The organism is Hyalangium gracile, from assembly GCF_020103725.1.
Classification (GTDB): domain Bacteria; phylum Myxococcota; class Myxococcia; order Myxococcales; family Myxococcaceae; genus Hyalangium; species Hyalangium gracile.
Window position 1 is genome coordinate 73,714 of record NZ_JAHXBG010000006.1, and the last position, 22,691, is coordinate 96,404.

General features: G+C 69.7%; 11 protein-coding genes and 2 pseudogenes. 8 read left to right on the forward strand and 5 right to left on the reverse strand.

The window, feature by feature from the left end; all coding sequences use genetic code 11:
• Positions 1 to 199 precede the first annotated feature (199 nt).
• The gene (locus tag KY572_RS13360; RefSeq protein WP_224242977.1) at positions 200 to 4,714 is read left to right on the forward strand and encodes an amidohydrolase family protein; all 4,515 of its coding nucleotides are present in this window, start codon (positions 200 to 202) and stop codon (positions 4,712 to 4,714) included.
• 104 nt (positions 4,715 to 4,818) lie between these two features.
• Here the strand turns inward: KY572_RS13360 and KY572_RS13365 are convergent, their stop codons facing one another.
• The 3 genes from KY572_RS13365 to KY572_RS13375 form a co-directional block, all read right to left on the reverse strand.
• Entirely contained in the window at positions 4,819 to 5,457 is a 639-nt protein-coding gene (locus KY572_RS13365) for a TetR/AcrR family transcriptional regulator (protein ID WP_224242978.1), read from the reverse strand.
• 21 nt (positions 5,458 to 5,478) lie between these two features.
• On the reverse strand, positions 5,479 to 6,708 hold the full coding sequence (locus KY572_RS13370) for a metallophosphoesterase (RefSeq protein ID WP_224242979.1): 1,230 nt from the start codon (positions 6,706 to 6,708) through the stop codon (positions 5,479 to 5,481).
• 82 nt (positions 6,709 to 6,790) lie between these two features.
• Positions 6,791 to 10,375 (reverse strand): two-component regulator propeller domain-containing protein, encoded by a 3,585-nt coding sequence (locus tag KY572_RS13375; protein ID WP_224242980.1) that lies wholly within the window; start codon positions 10,373 to 10,375, stop codon positions 6,791 to 6,793.
• Between the two features lie 607 nt (positions 10,376 to 10,982).
• Between KY572_RS13375 and KY572_RS13380 the strand changes: the two genes are divergently transcribed.
• From KY572_RS13380 to KY572_RS13400, 5 genes are all read left to right on the forward strand, one after another.
• Entirely contained in the window at positions 10,983 to 12,428 is a 1,446-nt protein-coding gene (locus tag KY572_RS13380) for a hypothetical protein (protein WP_224242981.1), read from the forward strand.
• Positions 12,429 to 12,540: 112 nt separating this feature from the next.
• Entirely contained in the window at positions 12,541 to 13,731 is a 1,191-nt protein-coding gene (locus KY572_RS13385; RefSeq protein WP_224242982.1) for a sensor histidine kinase, read from the forward strand.
• Entirely contained in the window at positions 13,728 to 14,543 is an 816-nt protein-coding gene (locus KY572_RS13390) for a LytR/AlgR family response regulator transcription factor (RefSeq protein ID WP_224242983.1), read from the forward strand. Before KY572_RS13385 ends, KY572_RS13390 begins: the two co-directional genes overlap by 4 nt.
• A 152-nt stretch (positions 14,544 to 14,695) precedes the next feature.
• On the forward strand, positions 14,696 to 15,448 hold the full coding sequence (locus KY572_RS13395; protein ID WP_224242984.1) for an outer membrane lipoprotein-sorting protein: 753 nt from the start codon (positions 14,696 to 14,698) through the stop codon (positions 15,446 to 15,448).
• Between the two features lie 89 nt (positions 15,449 to 15,537).
• Positions 15,538 to 15,849, forward strand: a complete 312-nt coding sequence (locus tag KY572_RS13400) for a hypothetical protein (protein WP_224242985.1) — start codon at positions 15,538 to 15,540, stop codon at positions 15,847 to 15,849.
• Between the two features lie 346 nt (positions 15,850 to 16,195).
• Here the strand turns inward: KY572_RS13400 and hrpA are convergent, their stop codons facing one another.
• Both hrpA and KY572_RS13410 read right to left on the reverse strand, forming a co-directional pair.
• Entirely contained in the window at positions 16,196 to 19,906 is a 3,711-nt protein-coding gene (gene hrpA, locus KY572_RS13405) for an ATP-dependent RNA helicase HrpA (RefSeq protein WP_224242986.1), read from the reverse strand.
• 72 nt (positions 19,907 to 19,978) lie between these two features.
• Positions 19,979 to 22,204 (reverse strand): BNR-4 repeat-containing protein, encoded by a 2,226-nt coding sequence (locus KY572_RS13410; RefSeq protein WP_224242987.1) that lies wholly within the window; start codon positions 22,202 to 22,204, stop codon positions 19,979 to 19,981.
• Positions 22,205 to 22,386: 182 nt separating this feature from the next.
• Between KY572_RS13410 and KY572_RS47150 the strand changes: the two are divergent.
• Positions 22,387 to 22,470 (forward strand): annotated as a pseudogene (locus KY572_RS47150) (hypothetical protein); the annotation flags it as partial.
• Positions 22,440 to 22,604 (forward strand): annotated as a pseudogene (locus tag KY572_RS47155) (hypothetical protein); the annotation flags it as partial. The pseudogenes KY572_RS47150 and KY572_RS47155, both read left to right, overlap by 31 nt.
• Positions 22,605 to 22,691: the final 87 nt, after the last annotated feature.

The window sequence follows — 22,691 nt, forward strand, 5'->3', positions numbered from 1 at the left end:
GAGAGCCGAACCATAGTGCGAACAGGGGTTTGGCTGGCAGAGGGCCACGGAGAGACCCACCAGGTCCTCTCTGCGTGAACCCCGCTCGCTTCCCTCACAGGTATGGTCCGGGGTAAAGTGTCGCTGAAATGTTGCACCGGGTCATCCGCGCCATGGCAGGTACGGAGGCCTTTTTCCTCGCTCTTCCCAGGACATCCGCATGCGTCAAGCAACACGCCTGTTTCTGGCCGTGCTCGCCACGGGCCTCCTCGCTCTCACCGGCTGCTCCGGTGACGACAAGTCCGTCTGTGGGGACGGACAGAAGGAGGGCTCGGAACAATGTGACGACGGCAACACCGCGGAGGGGGATGGCTGTAGCAGCACCTGCACCGAGGAGACGACGACAGAGGCGTGCGGCAACGGCGTACGCGACATCGACGAGGCGTGTGACGACGGCAATGGCCAGGGTGGCGACGGGTGCGAGAACGACTGCACCGTCACGCCCAGGCCCATCACCCAGTGCGCCACCCTGCCGCCGCTGAGCAGCGGCGCCACCTGCGAGGTGACGAGGCCGGGCACCAACGGCGCGCGGCTGTTCCAGGGCGTGGTGCTCAAGGACAGCGGGGTGCTCAACGGCGGCCAGGTGCTGGTGGACGGCAACGGCGTCATCCAGTGCTCGGCGTGTGACTGCTCCACCGCCACGGGGGCCTCGGAGGCCACCGTCGTCTCCTGCCCGCAGGGCGTCATCTCCCCGGGCCTCATCAACACGCACGACCACATCACCTTCCAGGGCGCGCCCAAGCCGCGCACGGCCGAGCGCTACGAGCACCGCCACGACTGGCGCGAGGGCAACGACGGCCACACGAAGCTGACCAACCCCAGCACCAGCGGCAACAACCCCATCCTCTGGGGCGAGCTGCGGCAGGTGCTGGCGGGCACCACCTCGGTGGCGGGCAGCGGCGGTCAGCCCGGCCTGCTGCGCAACCTGGACAAGGACAGCGTCACCACCAGCGGCGGCAACCAGGCGGGGCTGGATGAGCCGGCGCTCCTGTACCAGACGTTCCCGCTGGGGGACTCGGGGGGCAAGGAGCTGACGAACAGCTGCGACTACCCGGCCTCCGCCATCGACTCTCCCTCCGTCATTCCGCGCCACTCCGCCTACTTCCCCCACATCGGCGAGGGCATCGAGGAGTCCGCGCGCAACGAGTTCCGCTGCACCTCCACCACCGCCAACGGCGGCAAGGACTTGTTCCAGCGCCAGACGGCCATCATCCACGGCATCTCCGTGACGGCCGAGGAGATCGGCCACATGGCCACCCGGGGGACGGACCTCATCTGGTCTCCGCGCTCCAACGTCTCGTTGTACGGCGACACGGCCATGGTGACGGCGTACAAGCAGATGGGCGTCACCATCGCCCTGGGCACCGACTGGGTGGCCTCTGGCTCCATGAACGTGCTGCGCGAGCTGCAGTGCGCCGACTACCTGAACTCCACCTTCTACTCGCGCTCCTTCACGGACGAGGAGCTGTGGCGGATGGTGACGGCCAGCGCGGCGGACATCACCGACACGCACGAGAAGCTGGGCCGGCTCGAGCCGGGCAAGGTGGCGGACCTGGCCATCTTCCGGCTGCGCACCTTCGCCGCCTCGCCCTACCGCGCCGTCATCACCGCCAACCCGGAGGACGTGGTGCTCACCATGCGCGGGGGCCGGCCGCTCTACGGAGATCAGTCGTTGGTGGCCACGCTGGGCCAGGGCGGCTGCGAGTCCCTGGACGTGTGCGGGGCGCAGAGGGTGGTGTGCATCAACGACGACATCAAGCAGACGTACGCAGCGCTCAGCACGACCAACAAGGACCTCTACCCGCTCTTCTTCTGCGGCCAGGCCCCCAGGGACGAGCCGACCTGCGTGCCCCAGCGTAACTCCACCAACGCCTCGTTCCCCGCCAGCGTGAACAAGTCCACGGCGTACAGCGGCGCGCGCGCCGAGAGCGACAAGGACGGCGACGGCGTGGCCGACGGCGAGGACAACTGCCCCATCCTCTTCAACCCCATCCGCCCCATGGACAACGGAGCCCAGGCGGACACGGACAAGGACGGCGTGGGAGACGCGTGCGACGTGTGCCCGCTGGCCGCCAACAGCACCACCTGCGTGCGGCCTCCGGCGGAGGACGAGGACGGGGACGGCATCAAGGACTGGCAGGACAACTGCCCGTACGTGGCCAACGCGGACCAGGCGGACGCGGATGCGGACGGGCGCGGCAACGCGTGCGACGCGTGCGCCGCGGCCAACCCGGGCGCTCGGCCCTGCCCGGTGGGCATCTATGACGTGAAGAAGCCGGTGAATGGCACGCACCTGCTGGTGAACGAGCCGGTGTCCCTGGCGGACGTGCTGGTGACGGCGGTGGGCACCAACGGCTTCTTCATCCAGGCGCACCCCTCCGAGGGCGCGCGCTACCAGGGCCCGGACTACTCGGGCATGTTCGTCTTCACCAGCTCCAAGCCCACGGTGGCGGCGGGAGACCGCATCACCATCACCGCCGCGACGGTGGCGGACTTCTTCGGGCAGATCGAGCTCACGGACGCCTCCATCACGAAGAACTCCAGCGGCCACCCGCTGCCGGTGCCGGTGACGGTGAGCCCGGGGGATGTGCGCACCGCGGGCCCGCGCGCCGCGGCGCTGGAGGGCGTGCTGGTGGAGCTCAACAACGTCTACGTGACGAAGCACGAGCCCACGGTGGGCGCGGGCGACCGGGCGCCCACCAACGAGTTCGTCGTGGACACCACGGCGGGCACGGACGGGGAGACGGTGGGTCTGCGGGTGAATGACTACTTCTACCTGTCCTCGCCGCTGCCGGCGGTGGGCACGAAGTTCCGCGTGGTGCGCGGCGTGCTGGACTTCCGCAACGGCAACTCCAAGCTGGAGCCGCGCGGGACGCAGGACTTCGTGGCGCCGCCTCCGGCGCTCACGGCGTTCGGCCCCTCCGGCCAGTACGTGCGCGTGGGGCAGATGGGGACGGATGCCTTCCCGAGGGCGCTCACGGTGACGATGGGCGGCACCTACTTCGAGGATGTGGTGGTGACGCTCGAGTCCAGCTCGGGCGCGCTGCGCGCGGGCACCAACGGCACCGTCACCATCCCCGCCGGGCAGACCTCGGCGGTGGTTCCCCTGCAGGCGCTGGCCCAGGCGGCCAGCGTCACCCTCACGGCGCGGGTGGATGACTCCTCGCGGACGACGACGGTGCGCGTGCTGGGCGAGATGGAGCAGCCCACGGTGGTGGCGCTGACGCCGAGCTCCGCCGTGACGACGGCGGGCGGGCAGGTACGCTTCTCCGTTCAGCTGGACATCCCTGCTCCCGCGGGGACCACGCTGGACATCACGGCGGGGCCTGCGGGCTTCGGCACCGTCACGCCCGCCTCGCTGAGCATCCCGCTCAACAGCATGGAGGGCGTGTTCCGCTTCACCGCGGACGCGGCCCCGGCCGCCATGCAGGGCACGGTGACGGCGGCGCTGGGGACCGCCAGCAGCGCGAGCGCCACGGTGAGCATCGCCGCAGCGGTTCCCAAGCTGGCGAGCCTCACGCCCAGCACGGCGGTGCTGGTGGAGCCGAACGCCACCCAGACGTTCACCGTCACGTTGGACTCGGCGGCGCTGTACGATACGCCCGTGGAGCTGTCGGCGACGCCCGACACCGCGGGGGACACGTACGGCACGGTGCCGGCGGTGGTGGTGGTGCGCACGGGGCAGAGCTCGGCCACCTTCACCTTCACGGCGGGCAACCAGCCGAACGTGAACGGCATGGTGAAGGCCATGCTGGACGGCGTGGAGTTCTCCACGCAGGTGCAGGTGGGGGCGACGCTGCCTCGCCTGGCGAGCCTCACGCCCGCCACCCCCACCATCCCCTCCGGCGGAACGCAGACCTTCACGGTGACGCTGGATCGGCAGGCCTTGGGGAACACCGCCGTGACGCTCGCGCTCACGCCGGAGACGGGGGCGGGCTCGGTGCCCGCATCCGTCACGGTGCCCGCGGGCGCGACGTCGGCCACGTTCACCTTCACCGCCGCGGAGGCTCCCTCGGTCACGGCGGCGACGCTGACGGCCAACCTGAACGGCGTGACGCTCACCTCCAACCTGAAGATCATCGTCTCGGTGGCGGGCCTCGTCATCAATGAGGTGGACTACGACCAGACGGTGAATCCGGACTCGACGGAGTTCGTGGAGATTCTCAACACCTCCTCCAAGACGCTCCCGCTCTCCGGGCTGGTGCTGGTCTTCGTCAACGGCGCGTCGACGTCGCTGAAGGAGTACCGTCGCGTGGACCTCGGAGCCGCTGGCGAGCTGGCGCCGGGACAGTACCTGCTCGTGAGTGTCCCGCTGGTGCTCGACACGGTGTCGAACACGAACGTGAAGGAGCTGCGGCTCGACAACAGCCAGGACAGCGCGCCGAGAGATCTCATCCAGAACGGCCCGCCGGACGCGGTGGCCATCTACAACACGGGGACGGACAGCCTGGTGGACTCGCTCTCGTACGAGGGGGCGGTGTCCAACGCGATCCTCAATGGCACGACGACGACGTTCAACCTCCAGGAGGGGGCGGCGTCGGCGAGCTCCTTCGCGGACGCAGCGGACGGCTCGCTGTCGCGCCAGCCCAACGGCACGGACACCAACGACAACGTGGCGGACTTCAAGTTCACGAAGACTTCCACTCCGGGCGCCGAGAACGTCCACACGCCCTGAGCGGGCATCCGCCGTACCTCCCGGCGCTCCCAGCCGTCACAGGGGGCGCCGGGAGCAGTCCCGCCGTCACCCGCCGAGCCAGCACGGCTCGGCCTGGCGGGCCGCTACTCCTTCGGCGGCCGGAAGCCGTTGACCAGCAGGGTGTCCAGCGCGGCCAGCACCGGATCGTACGTCACCGTGGCGCGGAACAGGTTCTGGTGCACCAGCACGCCGATGTACGCGCCCATCATCCCGTGCGCCGTCTGCACCGGATCGATGTCCGCGCGGAACTCCTGCTTCTTCTGCCCGTAGCGGATGATGCCCGCCAGCACCTGGACGTAGACGGACAGCTTCTCGCGGAGGGCCTCGGCCACGCGCTCGTTGGACTCGGCGGACTCGGCCGCCACCATGCCGAAGAAGATGCCGTACTCGCGGTGGTAGCGCAGGAACTGCCCGGTGCGGTTCATGAACGACACCAGCTGCTCGCGCGCGCTCAGCTTGCGGTGCTCGGACAGCAGATCCACGAACTCGTTGAGGTAGCGCTGGTGCAGCTCGTCGATGGCCGCCAGCAGCAGATCCTCCTTGGTGGGGAAGTGCCAGTACAGCGCTCCGGGCGTCATCCGGATGGCCTTGGCCAGCTCCGCCATCGTCGTCGCCAGGAAGCCGCGCCGGGCGAACAGCGTGATGGCCGCCTCGAGGATCTCGACCCGGGTGCGTGCTGCGCGCTCCTGTTTGATCTCCCGCTTCGCCGGTTCCTTGCCCATGTGAGGGCCATCCTACCTACCTCATGAGAGCAGTGTCACATGGACAATCTCCGGGGGGGCGGCGATGCGCACCGGAGGCCCCCAGAAGCCCGTGCCCCGGCTCACATACAGGTGGCGCCCGTTCTCCTCGAAGTGTCCAGCGTCGTACTCCCAGATGGCGGCCACGGCCAGGTTGAATGGAAAGAACTGGCCCCCGTGCGTGTGTCCGGACAGCTGCAGGCCGATGCCCGCCTTTGACGCTTCGCGCCAGTTGGCCGGCTGGTGCGCCAGGAGCACCGCCGCGCGCTCCGGATCCCTCCCCACCAGGGCCTGCTTCAAGTCATACCCTTGGCTGAACCCGGAGCGAGCCGCGGCCCAGTCATCCACTCCCACCAGATCAAACGAGGCGTTCGGCTCGCCGATGCGCACGTGCCGGTTGCGCAGCACGGGGATGCCCATGCGCTCCAGGGCCTGCGTCCACTCCTCGTCTCCGGAGTAGTACTCGTGGTTGCCGGTGACGAAGTAGGAGCCATGCCGGCTGCGCAGGTTCGTCAGGGCGCTCACCGCGTGGCCCAGCTCGTCCACGCTGCCGTCGACCAGGTCTCCGGTGATGCACACCAGGTCCGGCTTGAGCGCGTTGCACTGCGCCACCATGGCGTCCATGAAGCGGCGCTGGATGACGGGGCCCACGTGGATGTCGCTCACCTGGACCAGGGTGAAGCCGTCCAGCGCCTTGGGCAGCCCCGGCAGGCGGACGGCCACCCGGTTGACGACGGGAGGGTGGAACGCGCGCCAGGTGCCGTACCCCACCATGCCGCCCGTGGCGAGCAGGGCCCCGCTGGCGGTGGCCCGCGCGAGGAACTGGCGCCGCTCCGGGGAGGCGAGCGTGTGCGCCGCTGCGGGCGTGGGAGCGGCCGGGGCGGGAGCCTCGGGAGCGTGGGCGGGCGGGGCGCCCCGGTTGCGCACCAGGCTGAAGAGGGAGCGCGCGCTGCCCACCACGAAGAGGGCCAGGATGAGGTAGATGGCCACGCCCATCCAGGTCCACCCCACGGTGGCCAGGACGAACATGAGGCGCTCGGGCAGCACGAACGCCAGCGCCCGCGAGCCCAGCATGAGCAGGGCCAGCACCCCCAGCGTCACCACGCCCGCCTTGCGCCAGCCCGGGTGGCCGGAGGTGTCCCGGAAGATGCGCCGGTACAGGTAGACGTGCGTCAGCACGGAGAGCAAGGCGAGGATGCCGAAGAAGATGAGGAGGCGCACGGGGGCGGGCATGGCCCCCAATACTTACCCCGTCCGCCCGCGCCGCAACCCGAACTGCATATGAAGAAGCGTGAAGCGGTTCACACGGCCCTGCTCAGGCGGCGGGAACCGAGGTGGGGTGGCCCCGCTCGGCGAGCAGGGCGCGGACGCGGGCGCGCAGGGCCTCCGGCTCGAAGGGCTTCTCCAGCCAGGGCAGGTGCGTGCTGTCCAGGAACGTCCGCGCCGCCTCGGTGAAGGCGCCGCCGGTGAGGAACACCATGCGCTCGGCCTGCGAGGGCGCCTCCTCGCGCAGCACATCGTGCAGCTCCATGCCCGTCATCTCCGGCATCATCAAGTCACACAGGATGAGCGCGTAGCGCTCCCCCGCGCGCAGCCGCTCCAGGGCTTGCCGGGCGCTGGTGAAGGACACCACCTCGTGCTCGGGCGCCAGCGTGCGCGACAGGGCGGAGATGAGCAGGGGCTCGTCGTCGATGATCATCAGCCGGCCGCGCGCCGTGGCGGCCAGGTCCGCGGCGGGGATGACGGGGTGCGCCCCGGAGGGATCCTTCGGGGCCGGAGGCAGCTCCACCTCGAAGGTGGTGCCCTTTCCCACCTCGCTGCGCACGCGAATCTCCCCGCCCATGTTCTGGATGTAGGAGTGGCAGATGGACAGGCCCAGCCCGGTGCCCACGCCCACCGGCTTGGTGGTGAAGAAGGGCTCGAAGATGCGGGGCAGCACCTCGGGGGGAATGCCCGAGCCGGTGTCGCTCACCGTGGCCACGATGTGGTCCCGCTCGTTTCGGCGCAGGCTGACGCGAATCTCGTGCTGATCCGCCCGGCCCTCGGGGATGGCCTGGGCGGCGTTCACCAGCAGGTTGAGGAACACCTGGCCCAGGCGCGTCTCGTCTCCCAGCACCTCGAGCGACCCGTGGTAGTCCTTCACCACCCGGGCCCGGTGGCGGATCTCCGCATCCGCGATGGACAGCGCCAGCTCCAGCACCGCATGCAGGTCCACCCGCCGCAGCCGCTCCGGCTGCATCCGGGAGAACGTCTTCAAGTCCTGCACGATGCGGCGCACCCGATCGGCGCCCTGCAGCGCATCGTCCAGCGCCTGCCCCACCTCGCCCCAGCGCGTGTCGGGGCCCTCGCGCTGGGCGGCCTCGCGCACCTCGGACGTGGCGTAGTGGATGTTGGAGATGATGTAGGCCAGGGGGTTGTTGATCTCATGCCCCACGCCAGCGGCCAGCGTGCCCACCGCCGCCATCTTCTCGGCGTGGATGAGCCGCTCGCGCGTGGCCTGCAGCTCCTGGAGCCGGGCCTGCAGGTCCGCGTTGACGGTGGCCAGCTGCGCGGTGCGCTCGTCCACGCGGGCCTGCAGCTGGCGCTCGCGCCGGCGCACGCGGAGGATGCGCAGCCACACCACGCCTGCCACCGCCAGCGCGGCGAGCAGCCCGCTCGCCACGCGGAACAGCCACGTCTGGTGGAAGCGGGGCCGCAGGGCGAAGCGCAGGGTGCCCTCGGAGACGGCCTGGCTGTCATGCGGGGCGGACACCTTCACCTGGAACCGGTAGTGCCCGGGCGGCAGGTGCGTGTAGTAGGCCACGCGCCGGGTGCCCGCCTCCACCCAGTCCGTGTCCACGCCCTCCAGCCGGTAGCGGAAGTGCAGCAGCTGGGGCGCGCGCAGGCTCGTGGCGGTGTAGTGGATCTCCACCCGGCCCTCGCCCACGGGGATGGCGCTCGTGTCGGAGAGCCGCACGAGCTTCGAGTCCACCTGCAGCTCCTCGAAGAGCACCTTCGGCTCGGGCAGCGCCTGCGTCTGCCAGGGCCGGTTCGGCGCATAGGAGACGATGCCGCGGATGGTGGGGAACCAGAGCCGCCCGTCGCGGCTGACGACGCCCGCGGGGGCGCCCACGCCGTTGCACTCCTCGGCGCGCATGCCGTCATCCATGCCGTAGGGCTCGGAGGTGACGCGCACGCGCTGTCCGGCGTTCACCGCCTCCAGCTCCTCCAGGGACACGCGGAAGATGCCCTTGTTGCAGCTCATCCACAGGTTGCCGTGCCCGTCGGGGAGGATGGCGAAGATGCGATCATTGAAGAGGCCCTCGGCGCGGGAGAAGCGCCGGAAGCCTCCGTCCTTCCACCGGTAGAGCCCCTCGTCGGTGCCGATCCACAGCACGCCCTGGGGCGCCTCGTAGAGCGCCTGGACTTCGCTGAACATGGGGTGGCCCTCGGCGGCCACGGGCACCAGGCGCCCCTGGAGCATGTAGGCCAGGCCCCCCTCGGAGGTGCCCACCCAGAAGCCGCCCGCCTGGCGCTTCGTCAGCAGGGTGATGGAGGTGCCGGGCAGGCCCTGGGCGCGGGTGAGCAGCTCGAAGCGCTCGCCGGTCCACCGCGCCAGGCCCTCCTGGGTGCCGGCCCAGAGCGTGCCGTCCGAGTGGAAGTACGCCACGCGCACCGGCCCCGAGGGCAGGCCCAGGTCCCGGCCGAGCGAGGTGGTGATCTTCCCGCCCTCCCAGCGGTTGAGGCCCGTCTGGGTGGCGAACCAGATGCCGCCATCCGGGGCCTCGGTGATGGAGCGGACGCGGTCGTGGAGCAGCCCCTCGCGCGTCGTCCACGTGCTCATCTTCCCCTCGTGCCAGCGGGTGACGCCGGTGCCCAGGCCGGAGATCCAGAGGCTGCCGTCGCGGGCCTCGAGCAGGGCGCTGACGACGACCTGGGGCAGCCCCTCGGGCACGCCCACGGAGGTGAAGGGAGCGTCCTTGAGGCGGTGCAGCCCGCCCTCGGAGGCGCCGATCCACAGGTTGCCCTCGAGGTCCTCCAGGAAGGCGATGACGGTGTTGCTCACCAGGCCCTGGCTGGCATCCAGGGTGAAGCGCCTGCCGCGGGCCAGGCGCAGCATGCCTCGGCCCGTGCTCCCCACCCACAGGGTGTTGAGCCGGTCCACGAAGAGCTCCTCGATGGGAGCGCCGGGCAGGCTCGCCTCGGGCGCGGGCCGCATGCGCCCCTGCTGGAGCCGGTACACGGTGCCGTCCTCGGAGCCGGCCCAGAGCGTGTCCTCGTGGTCCACCACGAGGGACATGACGGCGGTGCCCGTCCCCTCCAGCGCGGGCCCCGCGAGCAGGGTGGTGCCGTCCCAGAACTGGAGCCCCTTCGGGGTGCCCACCCAGAGCTTGCCCGTCGAGTCCTCGGCGAGCGCCGTGACGCGGTTGCTGGCCAGCCCGCTGTCGGCGGTCCACGCCTGGAAGCGGCCCTGGAAGTAGCGCAGCACCCCATGGCCCGAGGTGGCGATCCACAGCGAGCCATCCTTCGTGGGGAGCAGGGAGTGGAGGTGGCGCAGCGTGACGCCGGGAGGCGCGGGGATGGCGGAGAAGGCGCCTCCGCTCATCCGGGTGAGCCCCTCGTCGGTGCCGATCCACAGGGTGCCGGCGGCGTCCGTGGCGAGGCAGCGGACGGTGCGCCCCTGGAGCGCCGGGGTGGTGATGAAGTCGAAGACGGTGAAGCGCGCCCCATCGAAGCGCACCAGCCCTTCCCAGGTGCCCGACCAGAGGTAGCCGTCGGGCGTCTGGGCCAGGGCCTCGATGGCGTTCTCTGGCAGCCCGTCGGTGGTCTGCCAGACGCGGTGGGGGAACTGGAGCAGGGACTTGTCCGGTGCCAGGGCCTCGGCGGGAGGCACGACCGCGAGCAGGCTGACGAGCAGCATGGCCGTGAGGGCGCTCGGGGAGCGGTGGCCGATCGGAGCGCCGGAGGGAGGCGCTCGGCGGTGGCTTCGTGAGGCGTGAGGCATGTGTGGACCTTGCGGGGCGGCACCGTAGCGGGGAGCAAGGCCGGGGGAAAGTCGGGTCCTACCGGAAGGAACTACCCTACCCGAGGGGTAGGAATCCGGAACCCACGAGGAGGGGTTGCCAAGTTGGTTCGCGCGATTCGGCGGCACGTGGAGTGAGGCCTACGGAATCGCGAGCTCCTGGGCCCTGTGCAGCTCCGCGAGCATGCGAGGCGTGTACCCGAGCATCCGCGTGCAGGTTCGGGTGAGGAGCCTCGGGGCGCTGGTGGATGAGTACAGCACGCACCTCCAGGCGCGGCACGTGGAGCGCACGCGGCCCTCCACCCAGAAGGTGCTGGACGGGGGAGGTACTCGGATGCGCGCATGCCCGTCTCCCTCTCGTACCAGCTCGCCCACCGCTTCGATGGGGACCAGGGGCTGCTGCATCAGTTCCTGCTGGGCATCGAATCGGTCGCGCTCTGAGAGGGGGCCCTCGTGCGGACAGGGAACCCAGCGTAGTAGTCTTCCCGGTGGGAGGTGCCCTCCATTGCCACGCAAGCAGGCGATCAGCCCCAAGTCCCAGTCGAGCTCCGCGAAGCGCCGCGCTGTCGAGGAACCACCCCAGCACACGGGAGTGGAGCCGGCGCCGGGGGAGCGAAGCCTGGGGCCGTCAGCCCGTCCGGGGCCTGACCTCAACCGCATCCCCGTTCGCGCTCCGCGGCTGGGCAACGGCACCACGCCCGGGGTGGTGCAGCGGGCCAAGAAGCGGAAGGGGAGCGACGCCCCGAAGTCATGGCTGGACCTCGATCTGCCGGCGGAGGACTCGGAGGACGAGGACTTCGAGCCTTCGAACAGCAACGATGAGATGGAGCTGACGGCGGAAGAGCGCGAGATGAACCGCGTGGGAGCGAGCCTGCGGATGGGTACCACGGACTTCACCGCGCTCACCTCGAACGTCGCGAAGTACGCCGAGTCCTCCAACGACACGGTCAAGCAGAAGAAGAGCGGTGCGCTGGCGGAGACGGTCGACAAGCTCCATCCCACGTTCGTCACGTTCCAGGAGGTGACCAATCCCACCGCCTTCCAGCAGGGGCTCGTCGGCTCCAGCGTGTTCCAGGAGCACGGGACGGCCGAGTACGCGATGTTGCCCGGCCCTGCATACGAGTCGGGCCCGTACCACGAGTCCTATCCCTTCCTGTACGACACCTCGATGATCCACCAGACGCCGCGGCTGTCGGTGATGAGCGATGACAACTCGGGGATCGAGTCGTACTCAGGGACGCTGAAGTTCGGCAAGCAGCGCCAGCAGCCCCGCCCCACCACGGTCTGGGAGTTCCAGCTTCCGACGGGAGGCTACAACTTCCGCCCGCCATCCAAGGATGACCCCAGCACGGGCAAGCCGGATCCCCAGTACGCGCGGACGCACAAGAACCTCCGGCGCAGGGACATTCCGTACCAGCCCATGTCCGTCGTGAACGTGCACACCTCGCCATCGATCACGACGATCAACAAGCAGGTGAAGGACATCCGCGAGTCCGTCGAGGTGCTCAAGGAGCTGGGGCACAGCACCCTGGCCTCGGGTGACTGGTATGCCCAGCGCGGGGCGAAGACACAGTGGAAGCAGCTGGAGCAGAGCGAGGACTGGAACCTCGCTGCTCCGGAGCAGTCCACCAGCTTCCCTGGCGGGAGGAAGAAGGGGCAGACCGCGGACCACTTCCTTTTGGACAATGCCGCGTTCGACACCCACTCCGCCACGGCGATTCCGCCGCCGAGCGACGACTTCTCCGCGCTCGAGGACCACCTCACCCAGGACGTCTCGGAGGCGCAGCTGAAGGAGTGGGTGGACAGGAAGATCGATCACGCGCCGGTGTTCCTCCACGCCACGCTCAATCCCTCCTCCGAGGTGCCTCGGAAGCGCCAGCGCACGGAAGGTCCGGTCCGGAAGGTCCAGTCCCGCAAGAAGCGGCCTCAGAGGAGGAGAGGGCGGAGGTAGTAACGCCGCTCGTGCTGGGGCTCCGGCCGGTCGGCCCGTTCGCTGCAGCCGGGAGCCCTTTGGCTGCACCGCTTCGAAAGGCGCCGTTGCCTGGGCGTAGACTCCTTTGTCCATGGAATCCGCCTCTCCCGCCGCGAGCCCCGTCCTGCCGTCCTCCGCTGGGGCACTCCGGCCGGGGCTCCCCACGTCAGCGCTGTCCGCGCTGCTACGGCTGGCGCGCCGCCTGCCGCTGCTCCTGCTGGCGTATGCCGTGCCAGGCGTCATCACCTCGAGCCAGACCTACTTCTACGCCCAGGCCAAGGACCCCACCTACCCCTTCGGGAGGGCGCTGCTGGTGCAGCTGCCGCCCTGGTGGTACTGGGCGCTCGCCACGCCGCTCGTCCTCGCGCTCGGCTGGCGCTTTCGCCTGGAGCGCGGCGTGTGGCTCCGCAGCCTCAGGGTCCATGTGCCCGCCCTCATCGGGCTCACGCTCCCCCACCTGCTCCTCATCGTCTTCATCTCCCGCCTCGCGGGGGAGAAGTGGTTCCTGGACAACTCGTTGGCCTTCATCATGCCCTTGATGCTGGCCAAGTACGGCGTCACCGACGTCATCATCTACAGCGGCATCCTCTCCGTCGGCTACGCCATGGACTATCACCGCCGCTATCGCGAGGGAGAGCTGGCCCAGTCGCAGCTCGAGACGCGCCTGGCCCATGCGCAGCTCGACGCCCTGCGCGCCCAGCTCCACCCGCACTTCCTCTTCAACACGCTCAACGCCATCTCCGTCCTCGTGCGCAAGCAGGACACCGCCGGCTCCATCCGCATGCTCACCGGCGTCAGCGAGCTGCTGCGCATGGCCCTCAACACCACCGGCCGCCAGCAGGTTCCCCTCCACGAGGACCTCGACTTCCTGGACCGCTACCTGGACATCGAGCAGACCCGCTTCCAGGATCGGCTCCAGGTGGTCCGGGCCATCGACTCCGCGACGCTCGGCGCGCTCGTGCCCAGCCTCATCCTCCAGCCCCTGGTGGAGAACGCCATCAAGCACGGTCTCGGCACCCGCTCCGGAGCCGGGCGCGTGGAGCTGCGCGCCTCGCGTGAGGGTGGCCGGCTGGTGCTCGAGGTGCTCGATGACGGCCCTGGGCTCGCGCCCGGCTGGGACACCCAGGGCGGCTGCATTGGCGTGGCCAACGTGCGCGCCCGCCTGCGCCAGCTCTACGGAGACCGCCACGCCTTCACGCTGGAGAACCGAGCCGAGGGTGGAGTGCGCGCCCGCCTGGAGCTGCCCTTCCAGTCCGCCTCACCGGAGGTGCCCGTGTCATGAACGCGCCCGCCTGCATCCGCACGCTCGTCGTGGATGACGAGCCCCTGGCTCGCGAGGGGCTGCGCCTGCTGCTCGCCTCGGACCCGGAGGTCAGCGTGGTGGGCGAGGCCGGCAACGGGCCGGAGGCCGTGCGCCTCATCCGTGAGCAGCGGCCGGACCTCGTCCTGCTCGACGTGCAGATGCCGGAGCTCAATGGCTTCGAGGTGCTCGCCCACCTGGGCCCTGGCGAGGTGCCCGCCGTCATCTTCGTCACCGCGTACGACCACTACGCTCTGCGCGCCTTCGACATCCACGCGCTCGACTACCTCCTCAAGCCCTTCCGCGACGATCGCTTCCACGAGGCCGTGGGCCGCGCGAAGGCGCAGATTCGCCTGGCGCGCATGTCCGACCTGAGCCAGCGGCTGATGTCCGTGCTCGCCACCTATGGCGAGCGTGACGTCACTCCCGCGCCTGCCTCGGCGCCCGCGCCCATCGCCGCTCCCGAGCCGTGGGTGCGCCGGCTCGCCATTCGCGACACGGGGCGCGTGGTGTTCCTCGACGTGGATGAGATCGAATACATCGAGGCCGCCGACTACTACGTGCAGATTCATGCGGGCGGGAAGGGGTACCTCCACCGCGAGACGATGCAGAGCCTGGAGGCGCGCCTGGACCCGGAGCGCTTCATGCGCATCCACCGCTCGGCCATCGTGAACTCGCGCCGCATCCGCGAGCTGCGCAGCGAGGGCCGCAGGGAGCTCATCGTGGTGCTGACGGGGGGCGCCGAGCTGCGCGTCGCTCGCAGCCACCGCGAAAAGTTCCAGCACCTGCGCTGAGCACCCGAGACCGCGGCGATGAGAGGGAGCCCGTTCGCCGCACGGGAGTGCCCGTTCGCCGCACGCCCGTCCCCACCGGCTGAACACTCCAGCAGCGCGGCGCTCGAGCGGGCACTGTGCCTTCCGTAACCTACTCTCCACGGAGGCACCCCATGCTGCGCAAGTCTCTCGTTTCCTCGTTTCTGGCCCTCGGTCTGACGTTCGCTCCCGCCATCTCGGCCGCTGGCGAGGGCGCCGAGTGTGTCCAGGGCAAGCTGTCGCTCCAGACCGTCGTCGACAAGCACCTGAACGCCGTGGGCGGCAAGGAGCGGCTCAAGGCCGTGAAGACCCTGCAGATCACCACCCTCGTGCGGGAGGGTGACACCGTCACTACCACCACCATGCAGCGCCTGCGCCCCAACCTCGTGCGCTACGACATGGACAAGAACGGCACCCGGGTCAGCAAGATGTTCGACGGCCAGCAGGGCTGGATGGTGGAGGGCTCGGCTGCTCCTCAGCGCTTGGACCAGGAGAAGAGCGCGATGATGGCCGAGGGCGCTTCCTTCGATGACGCCCTGATGGATCCGAAGGCCCGGGGCGTCGCGCTGAAGCTGGACGGCATCGCGGAGGTGAATGGTGCTCCCGCCTTCAAGCTGGTCCTCACCCGGGGCACCACCACGGAGGTCCGCTTCATCGACCAGGGGTCCTTCCTGGAGGTGCGCCGCACCTACGCTGGCACCCATGAGGGGAAGGCGTACAACAAGGCCATCACCTTCTCCGACTACCGCGCCGTGGACGGCATCATGCTGAGCCACCGCGCGCAGTGGGAGGCCGACGGCAAGCAGGGCGAGAAGGTCGTCCAGAGCGCCCGCTACGACGCGCCCATCGACGCCACGGTCTTCAAGCCGGCGGCGCCGCGCAGCTGAGCCGCACTCCCTGCGTGCTCGAGCGAGCGTTGGGGCGTGTTCGGGCTCCCAACGTTGACCGCCACCGGGCGCGCTGGGAACATGGTCCCATGGGGCTCAAGGTCGCGCTGCTGTTCGGAGGCACATGGCTCGGCTCGCTGGCCGTGTCCGTGCTCTGCACGGGCATCGCGGCGGCGGCGACCTCGAGCTGGTCCGCCTCGCGGGTCGGCGGAGTGATGTTCCTGGTCATGGCGATGGACGTGGCGTTCGCGCTGGCGGGGAGCCTCGTGCTCTGGCGCGGGCTGTCCTCGAGTCTTCAGGGGGCAGTCCCGCGGATCACGCTCATGCTCGGCCATGGAGTGCTCCAGCTGGCGACGGCGGCGGTGCTCATCCTGATGACGTTCGTGGCCTTCAACCGGTAACCGAAGGAAGGACCACTCCGGGCGCGGCCTGAGACAACTGGTATGGCTGTCATACCAGTTCGGTCGAGCTCCGCTTCATGCTCGACACGCGGAGACACGCTGCCCCTCATCGCCAGAAGGAACTGTCCTGATGCCCGAGGAGCTCGACGCGGAACTGCGCATCGCCTCGCCGAGGGGTTGCTCAAGGAAGCGGAGAGGGACGTACTGAGAGAGGAGGCCCGGCGCCTGGGCCGAAGCCGCTTCGTCGCCGAGGCCCGAGCGCAGGCGCGCGTGAACCACAAGTGAAGACCGTGGGTGACGTACTGCCTGGTGCTACGAGGGCCCCCAGCTGCGTGGGGACATCCTTCTAGCGCAGCGCCGCGAGGGCTGCGCCGACCTTCGCCACCGTCACCGACACAGGCGTCGTCACCTCCGGAGCGAAGATGGCCACGCGGAGCTCCTCGAAGGCCCACCTCAGCTCCTGCGCCGCCTCCTGGTCACGCACGGTGGCGCGCCTGGCGAGGAAGGTCTCCCACAGGGGGGTGAAGGGCGCGGTCTTCCCTGCATCCTTGCCGGGGTTTGCCACCGCACGCGACAGCCGTGCCTGGGCCGCGCGGAGGTAGCGTGGGTAGTTCAGCAGGCGCACGATGGGAATCCACTCGATGAGGTTCGCGGGGAACAGGTGCCCGAGCTGCGAGCGGATGTCCCGCACGGCCGCCGCGCCGCTCGGCCCCTTTGATGCCGCCTTGAGTGCGGCGAGCGTCGCAGCGAGCTCCGAGGAGGTGGCAACGACGGCCTCCACCCAGTCCCGGGCCGCACTCTCGATGCGCGGTGAGCCATCAGAAACCAGCGCCTCGAAGGCCGCCTTCGTGCGGGGCAGCGGCGCACCCGGTGCGAGCTTGAACGCATCGTCGACGCTGCGTGCGAGGAGGAGCGCCCGGAAGGCCTCGGCCTGGCCCCGCGCGGGCGGCGCGCCGTCCAGGGACGGGAAGGGCAGCGGCATGCGCGCGGCGCTGACAGCCACGTGTCCGCGCGCGGCGAGCATCAGGAGCCGGCGGACTCCCGTGCGCATGGCCGCGTCGGCGGCGGCGGAGGTCTCGAGCAGCACCAGGTCTACGGCCGCGCCACGGTCGACGAGCGCGGGGTAGCTGCGGACCTCGAGCCCGCCGACCCGCCGGATGACTACGGGGGGCAGCTCGCCGAAGGTCCAGGCCGTCAGCCCCTTGCGCTCCCAGTCCGAAGTCGGTGCCACGCTGCGCAGCGCTGCCCGTGCACGTCCCCCGTACTGCTCGAGCAGCGCGTCGGCGTCGCGGCTCCGCGCGAGCTCCTTTCCCCGCTCATCGAGCACCCGGAGCGTGATGCGCAGGTACGGCACCACGGCATCCGCCCGGAAGGATTCCTCGGGCACGTCCACGCCGCACAGCCGGGACACCGCACGCGCGAGCGCTGGAATCATCGGCCCGTGGAAGGGCACAAGTTCCTCCTCGAGACGGTCGACCAGGTTCGGCACCGGCCCCAGCTGCTTGCGCTGGGCGCGGGGGACCTGCTCGAGCAGGGCGGTGAGTTTCTCCCGCTGCCACCCGGGGATGGTCCAGTCGAGCTCACCCGGGACCAGCTGTGCGAGCAGCAGCAGCGGCACGCTCAGGGTGATGCCGTCGTCCTCGGCCGAGGGGTCGAAGGTGTACGTCACCGGCACGGACGCGCCGTGCAGGGTGATGGCGTCCGGGTAGTGCGCCGGAGACAGGTCCGGGTCGTGCGAGAGGGCATCCTCCATCGAGAGGACGAGCACGTCGGGGTCGGCCGCCTCGGCCTTGCGGCGCCAGGCCTCGAAGCTCGCTCCGTCCGTCACGTCCGCCGGGAGGCGCTGGTCGAAGAACGTCAGCAGCGCCTCGCTGTCGAGCAGCTCGCTGCGCCGGGCCTTGTCCATCAGGCGCGCCACGCGCTCGAGCACCTGGCGGTTCTTCTCCTGGAACGCCCCCCGGGCGCGGTACTCGCCGCGCACCAGGGCATGCTCGATGAACATCAGCCGTGCCCGGGCGGGGTCCATGTTGGCCAGGGCCACGGGGCGCTCCTTGAAGACCTGAAGCCCGAAGAGGGTCGCGCTCTCCTTCACCACGGCGCGCGCGGACTTCTCCGACCAGTGCGGTTCGGAGTAGCTGCGTTTGAGCAGGTGGGGGGCCGCCTCCGCGAGCCACTCCGGGTCGAGCTTCGCCACGGTGCGCGCGAACAGCTGGGACGTCTCCACGAGCTCGAACGCCATCACCCAGGCAGGGGGCTTTTTCGCGAGCGCCGACGAGGGGTGAACCATGAAGCGCGTCTGCTTCGCGCCCGTATAGTGGCGCTGCTCCGGATTCCACTGGCCGAGGCGGGACAGGAGCCCGGTGAGGAGAGCCTGGTGCAGGGCGTCCCCTCGCGACGGGGCGCCCCGGCCCTTGCGCGGCAGGCGCAGCTCGCGGACGGTCTCCTCGAGCTGGCGCTGGACGTCCCGCCACTCGCGCACCCGCAGGAAGGACAGGAAGTTGTCCCGGCACACGCGCCGAAGATGGGATGTCCCCCGGCCCTCGGCCTCGCGCACGAACGCCCACAGCTTGAGGAGCCCCGTGAAGTCCGAGTGCTCGTCACGGAAGCGCCGGTGCAGCTCGTCCGCCTTCTGCGCGAGCTCCCGTGGCCGCTCGCGCGGGTCCTGCAGGTTGAGCGCCGCGGCGATGATGAGCACATCGTCCAGGCACCCGTACTCGGCGCCGGCGAGAATCATCCGCGCGATGCGCGGGTCCACCGGGAAGCGCGCGAGCTGGTGCCCGAGCGGCGTCAAGGTGCGCTCCTTGCCCTCGATGGCCCCGAGCTCTTCGAGCACCCGCCAGCCCTCGGCGATGGCCCTCGGCTGGGGCGGGTCGAGGAAGGGGAAGTCCTCGACGTCACCGAGGCCGAGGGACTTCATCCGCAGGATGACTCCCGCGAGCCCGGTGCGCTTGATTTCCGGGTCGGTGAAGGCGGACCGAGCGGTGAAGCTCGCCTCGTCGTAGAGGCGCACGCAGACCCCCTCGCGCACGCGGCCGCAGCGCCCTTTGCGCTGGTCGGCGCTGGCCTGGGAGATCGGCTCGATGTGCAGGCGTGTGGTGCCCGAGCGCGGGTCGTAGCGCGACAGGCGCGCTACCCCCGTATCCACGACGTACACGATGCCCGGGATGGTGACCGACGTCTCCGCGACGTTGGTGGCGAGGATGACCCGGCGCTCGGGGATGGTAGCGAAGACACGCGACTGCTCGGCGGCCGACAGGCGCGCATACAGGGGCTGCACCACCGTGCCGCGGAGCTCGCGCGCGTTCAGGGCATTCTCGGCCTCGCGGATTTCCCGCTCCCCGGGGAGGAACACGAGGACGTCCCCGTCCGGGTCGAGCGAGAGCACGTCCGCCACCGCTTCGGCGACGGAGTCGGCGAGCTCGGCGTCCTCGGAGGGCGGCTCGTAGAGCACATCCACCGGAAAGGTACGGCCCTCCACCTGGATGACCGGAGCCCCCCCGAAGAACTGCGAGAAGCGCTCGGTCTCGATGGTGGCCGAGCTCACCACCACCTTGAGGTCGGGGCGCCTGGGGAGGATGCGCTTGAGCCACCCGAGCAGGAAGTCGATGGTGAGGCTGCGCTCGTGGGCCTCGTCGAGCACGATCGTATCGTAGCGGCTCAGGAGCGGGTCGCTGTGAATCTGCGCGAGAAGGACTCCGTCGGTCATGAACTTCACGGCCGTCCGCCGGGACGAGCGGTCCTCGAAGCGAATCTGGTAGCCGACGTCCGTGCCCAGCTCCGTGCCCAGCTCGCGTGCCACGCGCGCCGCCACGCTCGTCGCGGCGATGCGCCGGGGCTGGGTGACGCCAATCTGGCGCGGGCGGCCACGCCCCATGGCGAGCAGGACTTTCGGCAGCTGCGTCGTCTTCCCCGAGCCGGTGGCCCCCGCGACAATGACCACCTGATGGGGGGTGATGGCCGCGGTGATGTCCTCCACCCGGCTCGAGATGGGGAGCTCGGGGGGGAAGTGCAGGGTGGGCAAGCCGCCGGGGGGAGGGATGGGTGAGTCACCGGACATGGCCACATGACCTAGCACTGAAGCGCGCTCTCCACCCCTGACGAAGTGTGTGGGTGCCTGATCCCGAGAGAGTCACCGACCGAAGAGCGGCTGATCGAGGAGCCGCGACCAGCGGTACGTCCTGACGTCGTAGCGGTTGATGATCCACTCCCCATCTCCGCTGGAGCCCTGCCGGTACTTGAAGAGGAAGTCCCCTTGAGGGCTTCGGTAGAAGCGGGGGTAGGTCGCCCGCGTCTCCAGGGTGCCCACCATGGGCTGCCGGGCAAACGTCGACGTGACGAGCCCCCGTGACCGCCAGTACGTCAGGGGATGGCCGTGCAGGTCTCCCGATAGGTGGATGTCGTGGTTGTCGTCGACCTCCAGCGTCAGGTAGTTGTGGCTGTCCCAGCCCCTGAACTGGTCATCGAGGACCACGTAGGTCCACGGCCCTTCTCCATTGCGGATGGCGACCTTCACGCGCCGGTTGGCGTCGTAGTACGCGACGATCTGGTGCCGCTTGAAGACCACGAAGTCGAACGAGGCGGAGCTCCCGCCCCAGGCGCGATCGACCCGGCTGCTTCGCCACGCCTGGGCGGTGGGGTCGTAACGCCAGACGACGAGCTCCGTGAGGAACTTCTCCGGGCAGGTGGTCTCCGTCGGCTGGTACGCGGAGAGCGCGTGTCCCGAGCAGTCGTAGGGCAGATCCCGGTTCGTGGGCATGGACTCCCAGCGCAGGTAATACGTGAGCGCCGGATCCTGCGAGTCCCAGCGCAGGGGGCCATCCGTGGCGCCGAGGGAGGCAATCCCGCCCGTCCCGGAGGCGTCGGCGGTCCCGCCCGCCAGGAGATTTCTCAGGTAGTAGCGCTCGGTGACTGGATCGACGATGCCGATGGTGGACAGGCCGTCCTGGTCCCAGTCCCCGACGAGCGGCAGGAAGGGCGTGGTGGCTGGGCCGAAGTTGAAGCGCGAGGTGCCATCGCGGCGCTGGATGACGAAGGTTCGTGTCTTGGTCAGGAAGAGCCCCGCGCGATTGCCATCACCATCCCAGTTGCCGCGGATGACGATGGCGTCCTTCTGCACTCGAGGGCGCATGAGGCGCAGGGTGAAGGGAGTCGCCCAGCCGGTCTCGCGCGTCTCCTTCTCGCGAGCCTCGGCTGGCAGCCCGGGCACCGGCTGCGTGAAGGTGTCGTAGTCGATGCTGGCCCCCGGTGCCGTGGTCACCACGAGCTGCGTCCCCGCGGCCGAGAGGGTCCAGTTCCCCGAGGTGGGCGTACCGGTGGTGTCGGCGTCCGCCCGGGAGAAGGACTGGACGACCGCGCCGGTGTTCGTCACCCGGGGCACGGAGTAGGACACCGAGAAGGGTGTCCTCGGGAGTGAACCGCCTCCCAGGAGCACGTGCTGGGTCCTCCAGGCGGTCATCTCGTGGATCGTCCACTGGGAGCCCTCGAGCCGGGCGTTGTAGACCTGCGTGGTCCAGACAGGGGGCTGGTTCTCGGAATAGACGGCCTTGTACTTCTGATACGTCACGACGGGGCGTCCCTCGCCATCGAAGCCGACGTTCACGTTGTTGAGCACGCCCTGGTGGGTCTGGAGCGGATCGACGACGGCGCGGGACGCGGTCGTCAGGGGCAGCGGGAGCTTCTCTCCGCAGGTGTTGTACCAGTTGACCAGGTCCTGGCTCCGGGCGACCGAGACGCTGTGGTTGGTCTCCACCGCGGGCGTCTCCCGCCACACCCAGGCCATGTAGACCCAGGGCTGCCCCTGGCCCTGCGCATTCCCCGAGGGATAGGCATTGCGCTCCGCTGTGTCGGCCCAGAGCGAGGACATACAGCCGCGAGGAGCGTCCGAGAGCGGCCGGGGGAAGCGAATCTTCCCGGAGTTCACGAGGGCCGAGTTCTGCACGCCGTCAATGGCGCGCAGGCCATGCACGTAGAGCGTCTGTCCTCCCACCGCCGCGAGCACGTGCTCCGGTATGGCTACGTGGAAGCGGTAGCGTCCGCTGCCCGCGCCACAGCGCTCGCTCACGGCCGGCTCGGCCATGAAGCGGGACACGCCGGAGAACATGAACTGGCCCCGGGGCTCGTCATATGCCGAGGCTCCGGCGTACACGTGGATGCCCAGCGAGGCAGCGACGCCCTGCTGGCAGGTCCACCCGGTCACGAAGTACTGGTCTCCCTCGAGCACCACGCCTTCCAACTGGCCGATGACCGCACCGGGAGTTGCCAGTGCGGAGAAGGGCTCCGCCGCTCCCAGCGCCGGCAGCAGCAGCGAGAACACGACGAGCAGGCGCGATGAACTCCTGTTGCTGCTTCGTTGCATGGACACCCTCGAGATGATGGGCCCCACGACGACTGGGGCGCGCCGGGGATTGTGCCCGGTGGATGCCGCACGCTCAAAGCGGTCAGGACGCGACGCCTGCGATAGCGTGTGTCCTGGTGGCGTCAAGATGAGATTCTACTGGCTAAGTCCCGAAGAGTTGTCGCGCCGCACGGCTCATATCAATGCTGCCCATCACGGCCTCCGGCACCTTCGGACCATTCTGCTTCCAGAACCCATGGACACTGCTCGCTCGGCGCGAGGCCTTGAAGCGGCTCCAATCGGAAGGCATCCGCGGCTTGAAGGGGTGCCGAACGCAGTTGCGCTTCCGCCAGAAGAAGCCCCCGACTTGTTGGAATTGGAGATCCATCCTCACGGCAGACTGCACCCCAGTTGTCTCCCGGGAGATCTGCCACCGCCTTGCGAAACATGTGGTTGGCAAGCACTCAGCCGACCTGCTCGTTGCCAGCGAGCGATTCGTGGAGGCTGT

What these genes read in the sequence shown, in the direction of transcription:
- KY572_RS13360 (WP_224242977.1), top strand. Translation starts at nt 200, where the DNA reads ATGCGTCAAGCAACACGCCTGTTTCTGGCCGTGCTCGCCACGGGCCTC.
- KY572_RS13365 (WP_224242978.1), bottom strand. Translation starts at nt 5,457, where the DNA reads ATGGGCAAGGAACCGGCGAAGCGGGAGATCAAACAGGAGCGCGCAGCA.
- KY572_RS13370 (WP_224242979.1), bottom strand. Translation starts at nt 6,708, where the DNA reads ATGCCCGCCCCCGTGCGCCTCCTCATCTTCTTCGGCATCCTCGCCTTG.
- KY572_RS13375 (WP_224242980.1), bottom strand. Translation starts at nt 10,375, where the DNA reads ATGCTGCTCGTCAGCCTGCTCGCGGTCGTGCCTCCCGCCGAGGCCCTG.
- KY572_RS13385 (WP_224242982.1), top strand. Translation starts at nt 12,541, where the DNA reads ATGGAATCCGCCTCTCCCGCCGCGAGCCCCGTCCTGCCGTCCTCCGCT.
- KY572_RS13390 (WP_224242983.1), top strand. Translation starts at nt 13,728, where the DNA reads ATGAACGCGCCCGCCTGCATCCGCACGCTCGTCGTGGATGACGAGCCC.
- KY572_RS13395 (WP_224242984.1), top strand. Translation starts at nt 14,696, where the DNA reads ATGCTGCGCAAGTCTCTCGTTTCCTCGTTTCTGGCCCTCGGTCTGACG.
- KY572_RS13400 (WP_224242985.1), top strand. Translation starts at nt 15,538, where the DNA reads ATGGGGCTCAAGGTCGCGCTGCTGTTCGGAGGCACATGGCTCGGCTCG.
- hrpA (WP_224242986.1), bottom strand. Translation starts at nt 19,906, where the DNA reads ATGTCCGGTGACTCACCCATCCCTCCCCCCGGCGGCTTGCCCACCCTG.
- KY572_RS13410 (WP_224242987.1), bottom strand. Translation starts at nt 22,204, where the DNA reads ATGCAACGAAGCAGCAACAGGAGTTCATCGCGCCTGCTCGTCGTGTTC.